This window comes from Pontibacter sp. HJ8 (genome assembly GCF_054824225.1).
Genome location: NZ_JSYF01000156.1, coordinates 1 through 4,332, shown reverse-complemented (window position 1 = coordinate 4,332; position 4,332 = coordinate 1). Strand labels below are relative to the sequence as shown.

General features: G+C 49.6%; 2 protein-coding genes. Both read right to left on the bottom strand.

Going from position 1 to position 4,332, the window contains the following annotated elements; translation table 11 throughout:
* Nucleotides 1-82: 82 nt before the first annotated feature.
* The gene (locus OB13_RS08080) at nt 83-1,522 is read right to left on the bottom strand and encodes a RagB/SusD family nutrient uptake outer membrane protein (RefSeq protein ID WP_461489650.1); all 1,440 of its coding nucleotides are present in this window, start codon (nt 1,520-1,522) and stop codon (nt 83-85) included.
* A gap of 18 nt (nt 1,523-1,540) precedes the next feature.
* On the bottom strand, nt 1,541-4,332 hold a 2,792-nt coding region (locus OB13_RS08075), incomplete at its 5' end, for a SusC/RagA family TonB-linked outer membrane protein (RefSeq protein ID WP_461489649.1).

The window sequence follows — 4,332 nt, the reverse complement described above, 5'->3', positions numbered from 1 at the left end:
TAGAGCTTTCACACAAGGGATAGGGCATCCATAAAAAAGAGGGCCTGCTGCCAGGCCCTCTTTTTTATGGATGCATCTGCTTTTAATAACCAGGATTCTGCTGCAGTTGCCCGCCACTGGCATCTATTTCTCTTCTCGGAATGGGTAGTACAAGGGTCGGATCGTTCCAGGGTAGGGTATAGGTTACTTCGCCGGTTTCGGCGTCGCGGCCCTGCAAATCTGTTTTTGTCCTGCGCAGGTCGTGTATCCGGGCACCTTCATAGGCGAGTTCCAGGCGCCGCTCCAGCAGGATGTCTTCCAGGGTCACGCTTGAAAGTTCTGCTACACCTGCTCTGTTACGGATCATATTGATATCTTCCAGAGGCGTAGCACCCACTGATGTGCCCAGTCTTGCATTCGCTTCTGCCCGTATCAGGTACATTTCTGCCAGGCGAACAATAGGCAGGTTTTGTCCCGGGCTGAGCCATTTACTTGCATAAATACGGCCGGCCCGCCTTCCGCTACCAATGTAGAAAAGCTCTGTCAGGCGGGTATCATTCTCCTCATACAAGTCATAGGTAGTATACCGGTTGGGGTTGAGGTCTGGATCAAAATCGCTGATGATCTGCACATCCCCTCTGCCTATACCAGGCAAACTGGCATAGAACGTAGCCAAGCCTTCGTTTGCATCGCCGGCGTTGTTCTGGTCGTTCTGCTGGATCTCAAATATAGATTCCGCTGTGTTGTCATTGCGGAAGGCAGCCGAAACAGTAGGGTTAAGCCGGTAAAGGCCGCTTTGTATTACCCGGTCTGCCTCATCACGTGCTGAGGCAAAATCACTTTTTTGCAGGTACACCCTTGCCAGAAAGGCACTCGCAGCATAGGTGGTAGCGCGGTTTTCGTTTATATCCGGCAGCAGTGTTTTGGCACTTTGCAGGTCCTGTATGATCTGCGTGTAGACGGCTGCAACACTTGCGCGGTCATACAGTGTTCGGGCTTCGGTTTCGGTAGTGGCTGGCGTTGTTTTTATAATTATCCCAAGATTTTGAGCAGGATCTCCATCATTCCAGTCCATGGCATAGAGCCTTACCAATTCAAAATGCATGATGCCTCTTACAAAAAGTGCTTCACCTTCTATCCGGTCGCGCTGCTCCTGGTCCTCTACCACATCCAGGTTGCTCAGGACGATATTCGCCAGGTTGATGGCTTTGTAGGCCTCTATCCAGGTGGTTCTGGCGGTGGAATTGTTTTCTGTCATGGATTTGTTCTCCAACTCCCGGTAGGTCTGGAAAGTGCCCCGCCAGCGCAGGTTTTCTTCCGCACCCAGTAATTCCGGCATCAGAATGAGATCAGTGCCATAGAGTTCAGGTTCTCCCAATATAGAGTACATGCCAATCACGGCACTCTCCAGGTCGTCGGCTGTGTTGATGGCATCGGCTGCGTTTACACCCTGCTGTGGTTCCACGTCCAGCAGGTCATCACAGGCGGTTGTACCTAACAGGGCCAGCAGCATGATCGTCAGTATCTTATTTTTCAGTTTCATGATTTCAGGTTTTGGTGATTAAAGTCCGATATTGACACCTATCGTGAAGGTCTTGGCTAGCGGCGGTGTATAAAAATCGTGGCCAAGGGTGACATTGCTGCGGCCAAAGTAGGTGGTGTTCACTTCCGGGTCGTAGCCTTCATAACTGGTAAAAGTGTGAAGATTGGTGCCTTGCAGGTAGATCTTGGCGGAGGTAAGCTTAAACCTGCTGATCAGTGCTGCCGGAATGTTATAGCCTAAGTTGACATAATTGATGCGCAGGAAAGAACCGTCCTGTACCCACCGGGAGGATTTACCTGCTCCGTTTCCTGCATAGAGCCGGGCTTGCGGCACATCGGTTACATCTCCGGGCTGCCGCCATCTGTCCAACTGGTCTATCGTCTGGTTATCGAAATAATCGGCGCTAACCGACTGGAAATAACCAGCTACGTTGAAGAGGTCGTTGCCCTCCACAAACTGCAACAGAATGCCCAGATCAAACCCTTTAAAAGAGAAGTTGTTGGTTAAGCCACCCAGAAAATCAGGGTTCGGATCACCTATTTTCTGATCTTCGGCCAGGCTATAGTCGTTCGTGGTTTCATTGCTGCCGGCCCTGACGTAGTACAAGGCATCCCCGTTCGCTGGATCGGCACCAGCAAACTTAGGACCCCAGAAAACACCCATTGGCTCGCCCTCTCGGATCTGGCCTACAAAGCGGTCTCCACCAAAAATGGTAGAACCGTTCAGGTCAGTAACTTTATTCCTGTTGCGGGCTATGTTAAAACTGGTTGTCCACTCAAAAGCGCCAACCAGGTTGCGGGTGTTTATAACGAACTCAAGTCCTTTGTTTTCCAGTTTGCCCAGGTTCTTTGTGATGATGGTAAAACCATTGTAAGCAGGTATAGGCAGCTCAAGCAGCAGGTCGTTGGTATTTTTAATGTAATAATCTATCTCGCCTGTAACCCGGTCATCAAACAAGCCATAGTCGAGGCCCACATCAAACTGTGTTGTTTTTTCCCATTGCAGGTCTTCGTTTGGCAAGGTGGTAAGCACTATGCCTGACTGGTCTGAATAGAAAATGGCCTCGTAGAGGGCCAAAGGTGCAAAGTTGCCAATCTCGGCATTACCCGTAATACCATAGCTGGCTCTTAGTTTCAGGAAGCTAAGGGCATTTAGTCCTTCCATAAACGGTTCCTGGTTGATGATCCATCCTGCAGAGGCTGCTGGGAAAGTGCCATAGCGGTTGCCTTCCCCAAACCTGGAAGAACCATCGATTCGCACGCTGCCGGTGAACAGGTAACGCTCTCTGAACACGTAGTTGGCGCGGGCAAAGTAGGAAGCAAAGTTATAGCCTGTGCCTGTGGAAGAACCACTCGTGATACGGGCAGCACTTACTATTTTCTTGAAATTATCGTTCGGAAAACCTCGTCCTTCCACCGAGGCGGCATTTGTCCTGCTGCGCTGATAGCTGAAACCGCCTAGAAGCTCTAGCTTATGAATATCATTCAGCAGGGTATTGAAAGTGAGGGTGTTGTTTGTATTATAATTGGTGGAAGTAAGCTGGTTCTGGTAACCATAACCGGTAGGTCCGCCATCTTCTGTATTACGTCCGAGGTAAATTTCCTCATTCAGGTTGAGATAGTCTATGCCATGCTCTGTTCGGAATAAGAGGTTTTTGACTAAATCGAACTCCAAAAAAGCAGTACTGATCGTTCTGTGGGTGGTAGCCTCGTTAAAACCGTCCCGCTGATCGATCAGGTTGTTGTAGTACAGTGTGTTTCTGTTTAGCTCACCGGTAGCAGGGTCTAGTTTCGGTTGTATGGGCGGAATAGCGTTTAGCTGTACCGGATTTGAAAAGGCATTGTCGTCAGAAACACGCTTGTTCAGCGTGCGGATCAGCGCAATGTTGGTGCCTACCCTAAACCGATCGCTTATGCTATGATCCAGGTTAAAGCGGCCGGAAGCCCTGTCAAACTCGTTGCCGATGATGATTCCATCCTGCGTGTTGAAATTCGTGTTGATGTAGAACCGGGTTTTTTCCGTACCTCCGTTTAGTATGACCTCATACTGCGATACGCTTCCGGTTTCGAAGGGCTCTTCCCACCAATTCTGACTATACGGGGAGTTGATGTCCAGGCCGTTGCCTTCAAATTCTTCAGCGGCATCATACCCCTCGTTTTCGGCTGCTTCCGAAAAGAGTTCAATGTATTGCTGCGCATTGAGAAACTCTCTGATTCGGGTAGCTTTGCTAAAGCCGGTATAGTAGTTAAAGTTAACATTCGTCCTGCCGGCCTTGCCACTTTTTGTTGTAATCAGCACAACACCGTTAGAAGCCCTTGAGCCATAAATGGCAGAGGCAGAGGCATCTTTCAGGATTTCAATGGATTCAATGTCGTTCGGGTTAATGTCGGCAATGGGATTGAGCGGCTCAGAATTCGTAGTGCCTAAGTCCGCTGAGGTGACCGGAATACCATCTACTACATAAAGGGGCTGGTTACTCGCTGAAACAGAAGAGGCACCTCTAATGCGGATGTTCATACCCTGTCCTAATTTGCCACTGCCCTGGTTGATATATACACCTGCTGCACGGCCTTGAAGCGTTGATTCCAGGGTTGGAGTAGGGATGTTCGCAATCTCGTCACCTGATACCCGGGCTATGTTACCTGTCAGTTCCTGCTTCAGCTGTGTACCATACCCTGTTACAACTACTTCGCTCAACTGCTTTTCGTCAGCACGCAACGTCACATTTATGGTAGATCGACCATTTACAGGGATCTCCTGGGTAGTCATACCTATGAAGCTGAAAGCCAGAGTGGCATTGGTAGACACTG

What these genes read in the sequence shown, in the direction of transcription:
- OB13_RS08080 (WP_461489650.1), bottom strand. Translation starts at nt 1,522, where the DNA reads ATGAAACTGAAAAATAAGATACTGACGATCATGCTGCTGGCCCTGTTA.